The sequence below is a fragment of the Dokdonella fugitiva genome (assembly GCF_004342425.1).
Taxonomy (GTDB): domain Bacteria; phylum Pseudomonadota; class Gammaproteobacteria; order Xanthomonadales; family Rhodanobacteraceae; genus Dokdonella_A; species Dokdonella_A fugitiva.
Genome location: NZ_SLWQ01000002.1, coordinates 215,212 through 229,866, shown reverse-complemented (window position 1 = coordinate 229,866; position 14,655 = coordinate 215,212). Strand labels below are relative to the sequence as shown.

Annotated in this window: 11 protein-coding genes; 5 read left to right on the top strand and 6 right to left on the bottom strand. The window is 68.7% G+C overall.

Annotated features, from left to right (window positions below; genetic code table 11):
* Nucleotides 1-3: 3 nt before the first annotated feature.
* The 3 genes from mtnA (at nt 4) to gyrA (ending at nt 4,341) form a co-directional block, all read left to right on the top strand.
* Nucleotides 4-1,032 (top strand): S-methyl-5-thioribose-1-phosphate isomerase, encoded by a 1,029-nt coding sequence (gene mtnA, locus EV148_RS05270; RefSeq protein WP_131994609.1) that lies wholly within the window; start codon nt 4-6, stop codon nt 1,030-1,032.
* Between the two features lie 22 nt (nt 1,033-1,054).
* Complete coding sequence (locus EV148_RS05265) at nt 1,055-1,495, top strand: GtrA family protein (protein WP_131994606.1); 441 nt, start codon at nt 1,055-1,057, stop codon at nt 1,493-1,495.
* A 185-nt stretch (nt 1,496-1,680) separates the two neighbouring features.
* A complete protein-coding gene (gene gyrA / locus EV148_RS05260) occupies nt 1,681-4,341 on the top strand; it encodes a DNA gyrase subunit A (protein ID WP_131994603.1) in 2,661 nt (886 codons plus the stop codon).
* A gap of 178 nt (nt 4,342-4,519) precedes the next feature.
* On the opposite strand, the gene EV148_RS05255 is transcribed toward gyrA, so the two are convergent.
* Nucleotides 4,520-5,008 carry a peroxiredoxin gene (locus EV148_RS05255; protein ID WP_131994600.1) on the bottom strand — a complete coding sequence of 163 codons (489 nt, stop codon included), beginning with the start codon at nt 5,006-5,008 and terminating at the stop codon, nt 4,520-4,522.
* 147 nt (nt 5,009-5,155) lie between these two features.
* Between EV148_RS05255 and EV148_RS05250 the strand changes: the two genes are divergently transcribed.
* Nucleotides 5,156-5,596, top strand: coding sequence for an Hsp20/alpha crystallin family protein (locus tag EV148_RS05250; RefSeq protein WP_131994597.1), 441 nt, complete (start codon nt 5,156-5,158; stop codon nt 5,594-5,596).
* 218 nt (nt 5,597-5,814) lie between these two features.
* The gene (locus EV148_RS05245; RefSeq protein WP_131994594.1) at nt 5,815-6,699 is read left to right on the top strand and encodes a DnaJ C-terminal domain-containing protein; all 885 of its coding nucleotides are present in this window, start codon (nt 5,815-5,817) and stop codon (nt 6,697-6,699) included.
* 472 nt (nt 6,700-7,171) lie between these two features.
* Here the strand turns inward: EV148_RS05245 and pilH are convergent, their stop codons facing one another.
* From pilH to EV148_RS05220, 5 genes are all read right to left on the bottom strand, one after another.
* Nucleotides 7,172-7,540 carry a twitching motility response regulator PilH gene (pilH, locus tag EV148_RS05240; protein WP_131994591.1) on the bottom strand — a complete coding sequence of 123 codons (369 nt, stop codon included), beginning with the start codon at nt 7,538-7,540 and terminating at the stop codon, nt 7,172-7,174.
* A 62-nt stretch (nt 7,541-7,602) separates the two neighbouring features.
* Entirely contained in the window at nt 7,603-8,601 is a 999-nt protein-coding gene (locus EV148_RS05235; RefSeq protein WP_131994588.1) for a YhdH/YhfP family quinone oxidoreductase, read from the bottom strand.
* A gap of 278 nt (nt 8,602-8,879) precedes the next feature.
* A complete protein-coding gene (gene lpdA / locus EV148_RS05230) occupies nt 8,880-10,307 on the bottom strand; it encodes a dihydrolipoyl dehydrogenase (RefSeq protein ID WP_131994585.1) in 1,428 nt (475 codons plus the stop codon).
* 114 nt (nt 10,308-10,421) lie between these two features.
* Nucleotides 10,422-11,639: a 2-oxoglutarate dehydrogenase complex dihydrolipoyllysine-residue succinyltransferase gene (odhB, locus tag EV148_RS05225; RefSeq protein WP_131994582.1), complete on the bottom strand. Its 1,218-nt coding sequence runs from the start codon at nt 11,637-11,639 to the stop codon at nt 10,422-10,424.
* Between the two features lie 54 nt (nt 11,640-11,693).
* A complete protein-coding gene (locus EV148_RS05220; protein WP_131994579.1) occupies nt 11,694-14,597 on the bottom strand; it encodes a 2-oxoglutarate dehydrogenase E1 component in 2,904 nt (967 codons plus the stop codon).
* Nucleotides 14,598-14,655: the final 58 nt, after the last annotated feature.

Below are 14,655 nucleotides of genomic sequence, written 5' to 3'. Positions count from 1 at the left end.
CGCATGAATCCATCCCCCGAACGTTCCCACGACACGATCCGCGCCGTGCTTTGGCGGGGCGACCGCCTGCGCCTGCTCGACCAGCGGCTGTTGCCGCGCGAGGAGACGTACGTCGACTGCCGCACGTCGGACGAGGTCGCACAGGCGATCCGTGACCTCGTCGTGCGTGGCGCGCCGGCGATCGGCATCGCCGCCGCCTGGGGCGTCGTACTCGCGGCGCGGCAGGATCGCGCCGGGCTTGCGGCTGCGCTCGCCCGCCTGCGCGCCGCGCGGCCGACCGCAGTGAACCTCATGTGGGCACTCGACCGCATGCAGCGCGTGGCCGCGCGGGGTGCCGATGCGGACGCACTCGCCGCGGAGGCGCAGGCGATCCAGGACGAGGATCTCGCCGCGAACCGCCGCATGGGTGAACTCGGCGCGGCCCTGATCGCGCCCGGCAGCGGCGTGCTCACCCATTGCAACACCGGTTCGCTCGCGACCGCGGGCTTCGGCACCGCGCTCGGCGTGATCCGCGCCGGCGTTTCGGCCGAGCGCATCGCGCGCGTGTTCGCCGGCGAGACGCGGCCGTGGCTGCAGGGCGCGCGACTGACCGTGTGGGAACTGCTGCGCGATGCGATCCCGGCGACCCTCGTCGCCGACGCCGCGGCGGCGCACCTCATGAGCACGGGGCAGGTGCAATGGGTCGTCGTCGGCGCGGACCGCATCGCTGCGAACGGCGACACCGCGAACAAGATCGGCACCTACCAGCTCGCCATCGCCGCGCGCCACCATGGCGTGAAGTTCATGGTCGTCGCGCCGTCTTCGACGGTCGACATGGCGACGGCGAGCGGCCGCGACATCGAGATCGAGCTGCGATCGCCCGACGAACTGTTCGGCTACGCGGGACAGCGCACCGTGGTCGAGGGCGCGAGCGCGTGGAATCCCGTGTTCGACGTGACGCCGGCCGCGCTCATCGACGCGATCGTGACCGAACGCGGCGTGGTCGAGCGTCCGGACACCGCGCGCATGGCCGCCGTGTTCGGCGCCGCCTGAGCGGCCCGCGAAGGCGCCCGGGATGGCATTGCGCCGGCAGATCCTCCTGTTCGCGGTCAGCGGCGTACTCGGCTTCGTCGTCGATGCGGGCATCGTGCAGTTCCTCGTGCGCGAACTCGGCGCGAATCCGTACGGCGCGCGCGTCGTGTCGTTCCTCGCCGCGGCGACGACGACCTGGGGTTTCAATCGCACCTACACCTTCGCCGGACACGGCGGCGGCAGCCGGCGGCGCCAGCTCGTGCGCTACCTGGTCGCGATGGCGTTCGGTTTCGCGCTCAACTACGGAGCCTACGTGGCCTGCGTGCTGCTCTGGCCGCTCGTGCGGCAGTGGCCGGCGATCGGCGTCGCGGCGGGGTCGGTCGCTGGCGCCCTCGTCAATTTCCTCAGCTCCAAATACTGGATATTCCGGCCGCTCCGGCCGGCCCCTGCCGGGGACGCCGACGACGACGCTAAGTCCCGTTGAAATCAGGGAAAAAACGCCCGTTCGTCGGCCCCCGTGTGGTATCATTTCACGTTGCTTTCGCGCTCGCGGAACGACCTCGCCCCGGGGTCCTTCCACTGCCGTGCCGAATGCCGTTCCCGGCGCCCCGGACGGCAGCGTTCCGGCGCGGTGCGCGCCTCCCGAAATTGGACTTTTGAGGTTCCCGGATGGCTGAGCTGGCCAAAGAAATCATTCGCGTCAACATCGAGGACGAAGTCAGGAAGAGCTATCTCGACTACGCGATGAGCGTGATCGTCGGCCGCGCGCTGCCCGACGTCCGCGATGGCCTCAAGCCCGTGCACCGCCGCACGCTGTACGCGATGCACGAATCGAACACCACGTGGAACCGCCCGTACGTGAAGTGCGCGCGCGTGGTCGGCGACGTCATGGGCAAGTACCACCCGCACGGCGACTCGTCGATCTACGACGCGCTCGTGCGCATGGCGCAGGATTTCTCGATGCGCTACACGCTCATCGACGGCCAGGGCAACTTCGGCTCGGTCGACGGCGACGAAGCGGCGGCGATGCGTTACACCGAGTGCCGCCTCGAGCGGCTCAGCTCGGAGCTGCTTGCCGACATCGACAAGGAAACGATCGACTACCAGCCGAACTACGACGAGAAGGAACTCGAGCCGACGGTATTGCCGACGCGCATACCGAACCTGCTCATCAACGGCTCCGCCGGCATCGCGGTCGGCATGGCGACCAACGTGCCGCCGCACAACCTGTCCGAGGTCCTGTCGGCCTGCATCGCGCTCATCGACGATCCGGAGCTGGGCTTCGACGAGCTGCTGCGCCTCGTGCCCGGCCCGGACTTCCCGACCGCCGGCATCATCAACGGCTCGGCCGGCATCGTCGAAGCGTACAAGACCGGCCGTGGCCGCATCCTCGTGCGCGCGAAGTGCGAGATCGAGAGCGACGACAACGGCCGCGAGACGATCGTCGTCACCGAGATCCCGTTCCAGGTCAACAAGGCGCGCCTGATCGAGAAGATCGCCGAACTGGTCAAGGAAAAGCGCATCGAGGGCATCTCCGAGCTGCGCGACGAGTCGGACAAGGACGGCCTGCGCGTCGTCATCGAAGTGCGCCGCGATACCTCGGCCGACGTGCTGCTCAACAACCTGTTCCAGCAGACCCAGCTGCAGGTCACGTTCGGCATCAACATGGTCGCGCTCGTCGACGGCCAGCCGCGCACGCTCGGCCTGCGCGAGATCCTCGACGCGTTCATCCGCCATCGGCGCGAGGTCGTCACGCGGCGCACGATCTTCGACCTGCGCAAGGCGCGTGCGCGTGCGCACATCGTCGAAGGCCTCACCGTCGCGCTCGCCAACATCGACGAGATGGTCGAACTCATCAAGACCTCGCCCTCGCCCGACGAGGCGAAGCAGCGCATGCTCGCGCGCCACTGGGAGCCGGGCATGGTGCGCGCGCTGCTCGCCGCCGCCGGCGCCGACGCGTCGCGCCCGGAGGACCTCGATCCGGCCGCGGGCCTCAAGGCCGATGGTTACCAGCTGTCGGAGATCCAGGCCAAGGAAATCCTCGAGATGCGCCTGTCGCGCCTGACCGGGCTCGAACAGGAGAAGCTCAGCGACGAGTACAAGGACCTGCTGCAGACGATCGGCAAGCTGATCGAGATCCTCGAGAATCCCGACGTCCTGCTGCGCATCATCCGCGACGAGTTCGTCGAGCTGAAGGAGCAGTACGGCGATGCGCGCCGCACGGTGATCCAGGCGAGCCAGGAAGACCTCGACATCCTCGACCTGATCGAGCCCGAGGACGTCGTCGTCACGCTCTCGCACACGGGCTACGCCAAGCGCCAGCCGGTCAGCCTCTACCGCGCGCAGCGTCGCGGTGGCAAGGGCCGCTCGGCGACGAACATGAAGGAAGAGGATTTCGTCGAGCGCCTGTGGATCGCCAACACGCACGACACGCTGCTCGTGTTCACGAGTGCCGGTCGCGTGTTCTGGCTCAAGGTGTACAAGCTGCCGGACGCGGGCCCGAACGCGCGCGGCAAGCCGATCGTGAACCTGCTGCCGCTCGAGGCGGACGAGAAGGTGCAGGCCGTGCAGGCGGTGCACGACTACACCGAGGGGCGTTTCGTGTTCTTCGCCACGCGCAACGGCACGGTCAAGAAGACGCCTCTGCCGGAGTTCGAATTCCAGCTGCAGCGCGGCAAGATCGCGATCAACCTCGACGAGGGCGACGCGCTCGTCGACGTGCAGATCACCGACGGCGCGCAGGACATCATGCTGTTCGCGTCGAACGGCCGCACCGTGCGCTTCGCCGAAGACGAAGTGCGCCCGATGGGACGCACCGCAGGCGGCGTGCGCGGCATCCGCCTCGCCGATGGCGCGCAGGTGGTTTCGCTGCTCGTGGTCGAACATGCGGTCGAACAGGACGAGGCCGACGACGACGCGGGCGAGCCGGCCGAAGGCGACGCGCCCATCGAGGCGGATTCGGCCGAAGCCTGCGTGCTGACCGCGACGGAGCGCGGCTACGGCAAGCGCACGCCGCTGTCGAAGTATCCACGCAAGGGGCGCGGCATCCGCGGCGTGATCGGTATCCAGTGCTCCGAGCGCAATGGCAACCTCGTCGGCGCCGCGCTGCTCGACGACACGCACGAGGTCATGCTGATCTCCAACCAGGGCACGCTCGTGCGCACGCGCGCGGCGGAAATCGCCCGCGTCGGCCGCAACACCCAGGGCGTCACCCTGATCCGCCTGCCGCCCGACGAATCGCTGGTCGGCGTGGTCAAGGTCGATTCGCTCGGCGAAGGCGACGAGGACGAGACCGGCGCGGCCACTGACGGTGCGCCGGCCGAGTCCTGATCGGGCGAGGCGCGGCCGCAAGGCCATCCCGGGCGAATCGTGATCCCGCGAAAGCGGGGATTTTTTGCGGTGACGAAGCGAAAATGGATTCCCGCTTTCGCGGGAATGACGAGGTTGCGAGACTCGGCCCAGCTCCGTAGGGCGGTACGCGCGCCGCGCGTGCCGCCGCCGCGGGTCCTCAGCCTTCGGCCTTCAGCCAACCCAGCACCGCCTCGGCACTCGACACCCTGAACTCGCCGGGTGCCTCCACCGCGAGATGCCGCACCACGCCATCCTCGGCATACAAGGCGTAGCGTCGCCCACGCATGCCCATGCCGTACTTCGTCGCGTCCATCTCGAGGCCGAGCGCGCGCGTGAAATCGCCATTGCCGTCGGCGAGCATGAGCATGCCTTCGGGGACCTGTTGCGCCTTCGCCCACGCATCCATCACGAACGCATCGTTGACCGCGATGCAGGCGACGTCGATGCCGCGTGCGCGGAATTCGCCGTGACGCTCGATGAAGCCGGGCAGGTGTCGCTCCGAACAGGTCGGCGTGAACGCGCCCGGCACGCAGAACAGCATGACCTTGCGACCGCCGAAAATCTCCGCGGTTGTGATCGTCTGGACGCCCCCCTCGAGGATGTTCAGGGTTGCCGCGGGAATGGACTGGCCGACCTCGATCGTCATGGCTGGATGCTCTTCGTCAGGGGATTTCGCGGCGGATCGCCGCATCGCGGGCATCATACGTCGGCGCCCGCTCTTGAATCGATCCTGCCGGAACCCATCTATCCGCCATCGCGGCAATCGCCGCCCCTGGATCGCGGAGAGAGACTCATGATCGTCACCCACTACAACCCCTGGTTCGTGCGCGGCAACGTGCATGCGAAGCAGGCGCTCGATCGTTTCTTCAACGGTGGGCAGTCGGCTGCGCAGGCCGAGGCCGAAGCGCACTGGACCCCGCGCGTCGACGTGCGCGAGGAAGCCGAGCGCTTCGTCATCCTCGCCGACCTGCCGGGCGTCGATCCGGCCACGATCGAAGTGCAGATGGACAAGAACGTGCTGTCGCTGAAGGGCGAGCGCGCCGCCGAAACGCTGGCCGACGGCGCCAAGGCGACGCGCGTCGAGCGCGCACATGGCCGTTTCGACCGTCGTTTCGTGTTGCCCGATAGCGCCGACGCCGACGGCATCCGCGCCAGCGGCAAGCATGGCGTCGTCGAGATCACGATCCCGAAGAAGGCGCAGTCGGCGCCGCGGCGCATCGCGATCAACGGCTGAACGCGACGGGGCGCGAAGGCGCCCCGGAGTGCGCGGCTTTGCTACGCTGGGCCGCGCGCACCGCGGTCTTCGATATCCGGCCCGCGGACGCGTCCGCGGGCCGTTCGTTTTTGCGCGGTCCGTCGGGTCGACGCGACCGGTGCACGCGCCGGCATCCCGGCGGTTCCGGAGCGCTTCGACCGCGACCGTCCACGAGGCACGTTCTGGCGGGGTAACGGATGGAATTCAAGGACTACTACGACACACTCGGCGTGAAAGCCGACGCGAGCGACGCCGAGATCAAGTCGGCGTACCGCAAGCTCGCGCGCAAATACCACCCCGACGTCAGCAAGGAAGGCGGCGCCGAGGAGAAGTTCAAGGCGGTCAACGAAGCGTACGAGGCGCTCAAGGATCCGCAGCGCCGGCGCGCCTACGACCAGCTGCGCGCGGGCGGGTACCGCGGCGGCGACGAATTCCGCGGGCCGCCGCCGAACTGGCAGCACGGCCCCGCGTTCGACGAGGAGGGCGCCGACTTCAGCGACTTCTTCGAATCGCTGTTCGGCGGGCGCGGCGGCGGCGGGCGCGCCGGCCCCCGGCGCGGTCGCGACGTCCACGCACAGGTCGCGGTCGACCTGCGCACGGCGTACCACGGCGGTCGCGAGCGCATCAGCCTGCGCGACGGCCGCCGCGAACGCACGCTCGAGGTGAAGATCCCCGCGGGCATCCTGCCGGGTCAGCAGATCCGGCTCGCAGGGCAGGGTTCGCCCGGCGCCCATGGCGGGCCACCCGGCGATCTCATCCTCGAGGTCGGCCTGCGCGAGGACGACGTCTTCGCGCTCGACGGCAACAACGTGCTCAGCACGCTCGCGCTGTCGCCGTGGGAGGCCGCGCTCGGCGCCACGGTCACGGTGCCCACGCTCGGCGGCGATGTCGAGCTGCGCGTGCCGGCAGGATCGGATAGCGGGCGCAAGATGCGCCTGCGCGGGCGTGGCTGGCCGGGCAAGGTCGCCGGCGACCAGATCGTCACCCTCGTCGTGCATGCGCCGAGAGCCGAGACCGACGAGCAGCGCGAATGCTTCGAGCAGCTCGCGCGCGCATTTCCGGACTACGACCCACGTGCCTGAGCTTCAGGTAGGGCGGATCAAGGCGCGCAAGCGCCGGATCCGCCGCCGCGTGGTTTGACCAGCACGCGCGTTCTTCGTGGTAGCAACTGTCTCGATGCCACCGCGATGCTGGAGCGACGCCAGCGGCAATGCCCTCCCGCGCACGATGAACGCCTGGCGTTCCCTGTAGGAGCCCACGCTGTGGGCGATCGCAGCGTGGCGTTGTGCCGGGCCGCGACGGTCGCGCACGGGGTGCGCTCCAGGAGGTAGGGCGGCCCAAGGTCGAAGGCCATAGCCGCCGAGCTTGCAAAGGCGGATTCCGCCCTCCGGGCATCCGCTTGGGGCAGCGTGCGGTGCTTTTGTGGGAGCGCGGGCAGTCGCGATGCTCTTCGACAGGGCGCGCGCGATCAGCCCGGCGCTCGTGCGCAGGAGCATCGCGGCTTCCGCCGCCCAACACAGGTGCGTTCTGCGCGCCCGGAGCGGGCGTGCGGACTCAGCCGGCCGGCAGGTATTCCTTGATGACGCGCGTGAGTTCGGCGTCGTCGATCGGCTTGGTCACGTAGGCCTTGGCGCCCTGGCGCATGCCCCAGACGCGGTCGGTGTCCTGGTCCTTGGTCGTGACGAGGATGATCGGGATGTGGCTCGTCTTCGGATCCTTCGAGATCGTGCGCGTGGCCTGGAAACCGTTGAGGTTCGGCATCACGACGTCCATCAGGATCAGGTCGGGCAGCTCGCGCTTGGCCACTTCGACGCCGGCGGCGCCGTCTTCCGCGGTGATGACCTGATGACCGAGCTTCTCGACGGTACGCTTCATACCAACGAGCTGGGACGGCGAATCGTCGACGATCAGTACTCTGGACATGTTGCAGTTTCCCCTGTTGAAGGGTTCATTCTAGACGCCGGCGCGTTGCCGGCAAAGACCGCTCAGGCGACCTTCACGACCGTCCGGCCGAGGGAGCCACCGGCGAGCATCGTATCGAAAACCGGGGGCAGCTCCGAGAGGGTGACCTCGCGGTTTGCAATGGTGGCAAGATGCGCCGGTTTCCAGTCGGTCGCAAGGTGCTCCCAGACCTGGTCGCGGATCGCGCGCGCGGTGCCGGCCGAGGCGATGCCGAGCAGGCTGAGACCGCGGATGATGAACGGCATCACCGTGGTCGCGAGGTCGGCCGAGGCGGCGAGTCCGCAGCTCGCGATGTTGCCGTAGGGGCGGATCACGCGGGTGAGGCCGGCCAGCATGTCGCCGCCGACGTTGTCGATCGCGCCGGCCCAGCGCGCCGTCTCGAGCGGGCGCTGGCCCCAGTAGAGGCCCTCGCGTGCGATGCACTGCTTCGCGCCGAGTCCGATCAGCCAGTCGAACTGCTCGACCTTGCCGGTGATCGCATGGGCCTCGAAGCCGGCGCGGGTGAGGATGTCGATGGCGAGCGCACCGACGCCGCCGGTCGCGCCCGTGACGACGATCGGGCCCATCTCCGGCACCTGGCCGTTGCGCACGAGCTGGAACAGCGACAGCGCGGCGGTGAAGCCCGCCGTACCGAGCGCCATCGATTCGCGCAGCGTCAGCCCCTGGGGCAAGGGAATCGTCCACTTCGATTCGAGGCGCGCGTATTCGGCGTAGCCACCGTCGCGCGTCTCCGACAGGCCGCAGCCGGTGCAGAGCACCGCGTCGCCTTCCTTGAACGCAGGATCGGTCGAGGCGGCGACATAGCCCGCGACGTCGATGCCGCCATTGAGCGGGAAGCGGCGCAGGATCTTGCCCTTGCCGGTGCCGGCGAGCGCGTCCTTGTAGTTGACCGACGAGTACGCGACCTTGACCAGCACCTCGCCGGGCGAGAGGTCGTCGGTGCGCATCGTCTCGATGCCGGCGCGGTAGCCGGACTGGTCGTCGCGGATGCGGAAGGCGGAAAAGCCAGCTTGAAAAGTCATTGTCGATAACCTCGTCGTCCCACCGAGGGTCGGGCCACGTTTTCGGGCCATGCCCTCGCGATCGATGAACCCGTCGTCGTTCCTCGGGTCATCGCGCTTCGTCGACGGCGAAAACGCGCGCGCCAGCGACTTCATTGCGTCTGGATGCAAGACCGACGCGGGCGCGGCGACGAAGATCGAGTCTCGCGCCTGCCGCGCCGCCCGTTGCGATGCGACGTGCGGGGTGGGACCGGGCATCCTGCGCGCCTCGCGACCCGCCGGACACTTCGCCCGTGAACTCAGTTCGCCTTGTGGATCGCGCGCTTGTCGACCGACATCGCCGCCTCGTGCACCGCTTCGGACAAGGTCGGATGCGCGTGCACGATGCGCGCGAGGTCCTCGGCGGAGCCCTTGAATTCCATTGCGACGACGCATTCGGCGATGAGTTCCGACGCGTTCGCGCCGACGATGTGGCAGCCGAGGATGCGATCGGTTTCCGCGTGCGCGATCACCTTGACGAAGCCGGCCGGCTCGTTCATCGCGACCGCGCGGCCGACCGCCGCGAATGGGAAGCTGCCGGTCTTGTACGGGATGTTGTCTGCCTTGCACTGAGCTTCGGTCTTGCCGACCCAGGCGATTTCCGGTTCGGTGTAGATCACCCACGGGATCGTGTCGAGGTTGACGTGGCCGGCCTTGCCCGCGATGAGCTCCGCGACCGCGATGCCTTCCTCGAAGCCCTTGTGCGCGAGCATCGGGCCGCGCACGCAGTCGCCGACCGCCCACACGCCGTCCACGCCGGTCCAGCAGTGCTCGTCGACGACGACGCGGCCGCGCTCGTCGAGCGAGACGCCGGTACCGTCGCCGAGCAGGCCGTCGGTGTAGGCGCGGCGGCCGACCGCGACGAGCAGCTTGTCGACGACGAGCTGCTTCTCGCCATCCTTGCCCGCGTACGAGAGATGGACTTCGTTGCCTTTCACCTCGGCCTTCGACAGCTTCGCGCCGAGCTCGATCTTGAGGCCTTGCTTGGCGAACTCGCGCGCGGCGGTCCTGGCGACGTCGGCGTCGGCGACGGCGAGGAAGTCCGGCAGCGCTTCGATCACCGTGACGTCGGCGCCGAGGCGCTTCCACACGCTGCCGAGCTCGAGGCCGATCACGCCCGCGCCGATCACGCCGAGGCGCTTGGGCACGGCGTCGAAGGCGAGAGCGCCCGCATTGTCGACGATCGCCTTGCCGTCGAACTTGGCGAACGGCAGTTCGATCGGCGTCGAGCCGGTCGCGATGATGATGTTGGTGCCGGAGATGACCTGCTTGCCGCCGTCGGGCGCGGTGATCTCGACCTGGCGGTCCTTGAGCAGCTTGCCCTTGCCGAGGAACGAGGCGATCTTGTTCTGCTTGAACAGCATCGCGACGCCGCCGGTGAACTGCTTCACGATCTTGTCCTTGCGGCCGACCATCGTCTTGACGTCGATCGCCGCGTCCTTGGTCGTGATGCCGTGCACGTCGAAGTGCTGGGTCAGGTTCCAGAACTGCTTGGACGAATCGAGCAGCGCCTTCGACGGGATGCAACCGACGTTGAGGCAGGTGCCGCCGAGCGCGGCCTTGCCGTCGGCGCCGGTCCAGGCGTCGATGCAGGCGGTCTTGAGGCCGAGCTGCGCGGCGCGGATGGCGGCGTGATAGCCGGCGGGGCCGCCGCCGATGACGATGACGTCGAAGTTCTGGTCGCTCATTTCATTCGCTCTGCGGGAGTGGGGAATGGGGAATGGGGAATGGGAGGCGGGCCATGGCGCCTCGGCGCCTTCGATTCCCGATTCCCAATTCCCGATTCCCGATGCTGTCTGGGCTTACAGCCCCAGCAGCATCTTGTGCGGATTCTCGAGCTGGTTCTTGATGTCGACGAGGAACAGCACCGCATCCTTGCCGTCGATGATGCGGTGGTCGTAACTGATCGCGACGTACATCATCGGCGCGGCGACGACCTGGCCGTTCTCGACGATCGCGCGCTCCTTGATCGTGTGCATGCCGAGGATCGCGCTCTGCGGCGGATTGACGATCGGGGTGGAGAACAGCGAACCGAACGTGCCGCCATTGGTGATCGTGAACGTGCCACCCTGGAGGTCATCGAGCGTGAGGCCGCCTTCGCGCGCCTTCTTCGCGTAGGTCGCGATCGCCTTCTCGATCTCGGCGAAACTCATGTTCTGCGCGTCGCGCAGCACCGGCGTGACCAGGCCCTTGTCGGTCGACACCGCGACCGAGATGTCCTGGTAACCGTGATAGATGATGTCGCTGCCGTCGACCGAGGCGTTGATGATCGGGTGGCGCTTGAGCGCCTCGCACGCGGCCTTGACGAAGAAGCTCATGAAGCCGAGCTTGATGCCGTTCGCCTTCTCGAACGGCTCGCCGAGCTCCTTGCGCATCGCGCTGACCTTGGCGAGGTTGATCTCGTTGAACGAGGTCAGCATCGCGATCGAGTTCTTCGACTGCATCAGGCGCTCGGCGATCTTCGCGCGCATGCGCGTCATCGCCACGCGCTCTTCCGGGCGCGCGCCCGGCGTCGGCTTCGCGGCGGGCGCGGCCGGGGCAGGGGTCGCCGCCGGCGAACCGGAGCGCATGAAGTTGACGAGGTCTTCCTTCGTCACGCGGCCGTCGCGGCCGGTGCCGGCGACCTGCGACGGGTCGAGCTTGTTCTCGGTCGCGACGCGCTGGCCCGCGGGCGAGAGATCGGCCGACTTCGCCGGCGCGGGCGCGGGTGCCGCGGCGGCCTTCGGCGCTTCCGCCTTCGCCGGCTCCGCGGGCTTCGCAGCCGGTGCCGCGGCCGCCGCCGCGCCTTCCTCGAGGATCGCGAGCACCTGCTGGCTGGTCACCGTCGCGCCCGTGTCGAACTTGATCTCCTTGAGCACGCCGTCGGCCGGCGCCGGCACTTCCAGCACGACCTTGTCGGTCTCGAGGTCGACCAGGTTCTCGTCACGCTTGACCGCATCGCCGGGCTTCTTGTGCCAGGTCGCGATCGTCGCGTCGGAGACGGACTCGGGCAGGACGGGGACTTTGACTTCGGTGGCCATGGTGGATTTGTCCTTGGAAATTTTTCTCGAGCCCTTCCCGCCGGGAGAGGGGGTTTACTCCGCGATGCTGTCGGTGCCGGCCGGTGCGACGAGCGCCTGTTCGAGCAGCGCCGCCTGTTCGGCCGCGTGCGTGGACAGGTGGCCGGCCGCCGGCGCGGGCGAGCGCGCACGGCCCGCGTACAGCAGGTTCTGCTTCGGTCCGACGACCTTGTTGAGGTGATGCTGGATCTGGTACCACGCGCCCTGGTTCATCGGCTCCTCCTGGCACCAGACCACGTCCTGCGCGGCCGGATACCTGGCGAGTTCCGCGGCGACTTCGGTGCGCGGGAACGGATAGAGCTGCTCGACGCGCACGATCGCGACGTCGTCGATCCCGCGCCTGGCCGCGTCCTCGACGAGGTCGTAGTAGACCTTGCCGGAGCAGAGCACGACGCGGCGCACCTTCGCGCCCTTCTTGGCGGTCGTGTCGCCGATCGCGAGCTGGAAGCCGCCGTTGGCGAGCTCGTCGAGCGAGGACACCGCGAGCTTGTGGCGCAGCAGCGACTTCGGCGTCATCACGATCAGCGGCTTGCGGCAGTCGCGCAGCATCTGCCGGCGCAGCAGGTGGAACATCTGCGCCGGCGTGGTGGGCACGCACACCTGCATGTTGTCGAGCGCGCACAGCTGCAGGTAGCGCTCCAGGCGCGCGGACGAATGCTCCGGTCCCTGGCCTTCGTAGCCGTGCGGCAGCAGCAGCACGAGCGCGGACAGGCGGTCCCACTTCGCTTCGCCGGACGAGATGAACTGGTCGATGACCACCTGCGCGCCGTTGGCGAAGTCGCCGAACTGCGCTTCCCACAGCACGAGCGTGTTCGGCTGCGCGGTGGAGTAGCCGTATTCGTAGGCCATCACCGCTTCCTCGCTGAGCAGCGAGTCGATGATGGTGACGTCGGCGTCCGCGCGCACGCGCGACAACGGCACGTACTCGCCGCCGCTGCGCTGGTCGTGCAGCACCGCGTGGCGATGGAAGAACGTGCCGCGCCCCGAATCCTGGCCGACCAGGCGCAGGTCGCAGCCGTCGGCGATCAGCGAAGCGTAGGCGAGGTTCTCGGCGAAACCCCAGTCCATCGGCTGCTCGCCCGCGGCCATCTTCAGGCGGTCCTCGTAGATCTTCGCGACGCGCGGCTGCAGCGTGAGCCCCTGCGGCAGGGTCAGGATCGTGCGGTTGAGCGCGGCGAGCGCGTCCTTGGCGACGCCGGTCTTGACCGCCTGCGACAGCTTGGCGCCGACGTGGCGGCGCCAGTCGACCGCGAACTCGTCCTTGAACCCCGGATCGAGCTCGGCGATCGGCGTGCCGGCCTCGAGCTTGGCGCGGTACGCGTCGACGAGCTGCTGCGCATCGCCCTCGGCGATCACGCCCTCGGCGACCAGCTTCTGCGCGTACAGCTCGCGCGCGGTCTTGCGCGCACGGATGAGCTGGTACATGAGCGGCTGCGTCGCGGCCGGCTCGTCCGCCTCGTTGTGGCCGTGGCGGCGGTAGCAGACGAGGTCGATGACCACGTCGCGCTTGAACTTCTGGCGATAGTCGAACGCGAGGCGCGCGACGAACAGCACGGCTTCCGGGTCGTCGCCGTTGACGTGGAACACCGGCGCATTGACCATCTTCGCGACGTCGGTGCAATACAGCGTCGAGCGCGCGTCGTGCGGGTTCGACGTCGTGAAGCCGACCTGGTTGTTGACCACGACGTGGATCGAGCCGCCGACCGCGAAGCCGCGCGCCTGCGACATGTTGAGCAGTTCCATGTTGACGCCCTGGCCCGCGAAGGCGGCGTCGCCGTGGATGAGCACCGGCACGACGTGCTCGCGCGCCGTGTCGCGGCGATGCGTCTGGCGCGCGCGCACCGAGCCGCACACGACCGGGTTGACGATCTCCAGGTGCGACGGGTTGAACGCGAGCGCGAGGTGCACCGTGCGACCGGGCGTCTTCACGTCCGCGCTGAAGCCCATGTGGTACTTCACGTCGCCGGAGTGGGCCGGGTCGTCCGGATGGTCGAACTTGCCGTCGAACTCGGCGAACAGCTTCTGCGGCGACTTGCCGAGCACGTTGACGAGCACGTTCAGGCGGCCGCGGTGGGCCATGCCGATGACCATGTCCTTCATGCCGTCGGCACCGCCGCGGCGGATCAGCTCGTCGAGCAACGGGATCAGGCTGTCGCCGCCTTCGAGCGAGAAGCGCTTCTGGCCGACGTACTTGGTGTGCAGGTAGCGCTCGAGGCCGTCGGCCTGGACGAGCTTCTCGAGCACGCGCTTCTTGTCCGCGGCGTCGAGCCCGTAGTTGCCGGCCGCGCGCTCGAGCTGCTCGTGCACCCACTGGCGCTGCTCGACGTCGGAGATGTGCATGAACTCGGCGCCGATGCTGCCGGCGTAGGTCGCCTTCAGGCGCGCGACGAGGTCGCGCAGCTTGAGGCGCTGCGGGCCGGCGAGCGAGCCGGTGCTGAATTCGCTGTCGAGGTCGGCGGCCGAGAGGCCGTGGAAGGCCGGGTCGAGGTCGGGGGCCGCCGGGCGCGGCAGCAGGCCAATCGCCTCGAGGTCGGCGTCCGGGAACGCGTGTTCCATGTCGAGCGGATCGAGCCGCGCGGCGAGGTGGCCACGCGAACGGTAGGCCGTGACGAGCTTGAGCACGCCGGCCTGCTTCTGCGACGGTGCGTCGCCGCCGGCGACCGCGGCCAGCGGGGCCGCGGCGCGCGGGCCGAGCTTCTGCGCGGCCTCGATGCGTGCGATCGCGGCCGAGTGCGGCACGTCGCCGGCCTCGCGGCCCTTGAGCGAAGCGAAATAGGCCTGCCAGCCCGTGCCGACGCTCGCAGGATCGGCCAGCCACGACTCGTACAGGTCCTCGACGAACGTGGCGTTGCCGCCGGAAATCGGCGAAGTCGCCTGGAATTGCTGGAGTAGGCTGGGCTGGGAAGGATTTGCGCTCACGCTGCCACCATGCAGACGAAAAAGCGCGCGGTTGCGCGCCTCGGGGTGTGCCCGCCGT